Raw genomic sequence first — 656 nt, forward strand, 5'->3', positions numbered from 1 at the left:
CCCTCGTCGAGGACGGGTTTGAACTGCTTGCGGTACACGGCCTCGGTGACCGCGGTCCCGCTGTGCCCGATGAGCCGGGAGATCTGCTCCAGCGGGACGCCGGACTCGGAGAGCAGCGAGACGAAGCTGTGCCGCAGCTCGCGGGGCGTCCACGCCTTCGGGTCCAGCCCGGCAGCCTCGACTACCCGCCGGAAGGTCCGGCGAACGTTGTGCGCGTCCATGCCGGTCCCGTTGGCGGTGGCGAACACGAGGTCGTCGGGGTCGACGGTGCGGCCGATCTTGTGTCGCCGGAGGGCGTCGACGCAGCGAAGCGGCATGGCGAGCCGTCGGCGGGAGCGCCGGGTCTTGGTGTCGCCGTTGAGCCGGACCGAGCGCACGACAGAGATCGAGGGCGGGACCGGGGGACTAGCGTTCGTCCGGCCGTCGAGGTCGACGTCGGCCCAGCGCAGCGCGCGCAGCTCCTCGGTACGAGCGCCGACCAGCAGGGACAGCACGATGTAGGCCCGCAGCGTCGAGTCCTCGGCAGCGGTGAGCAACTTCTCGGCCTGGTCGAAGGTGAGTGACTTGGACGGTCTGCCACTCTTCCCCGCCGGGATCTCGCACAGGCCGACGACGTTGCGGCGCACCTTGTCTCGGGCCATCGCGTACGTCACCGC

1 protein-coding gene is annotated in these 656 nt (G+C 70.6%); it reads right to left on the bottom strand.

Annotation, left to right across the window (positions count from 1 at the left end):
- Positions 1 to 641: site-specific integrase (locus ACFQE5_RS03190; protein WP_379582565.1), on the bottom strand; the 641-nt coding region annotated here is incomplete at its 3' end.
- Positions 642 to 656: the final 15 nt, after the last annotated feature.

It is taken from the genome of Pseudonocardia hispaniensis (genome assembly GCF_042658695.1).
GTDB classification, from domain to species: Bacteria; Actinomycetota; Actinomycetes; order Mycobacteriales; family Pseudonocardiaceae; genus Pseudonocardia; species Pseudonocardia hispaniensis.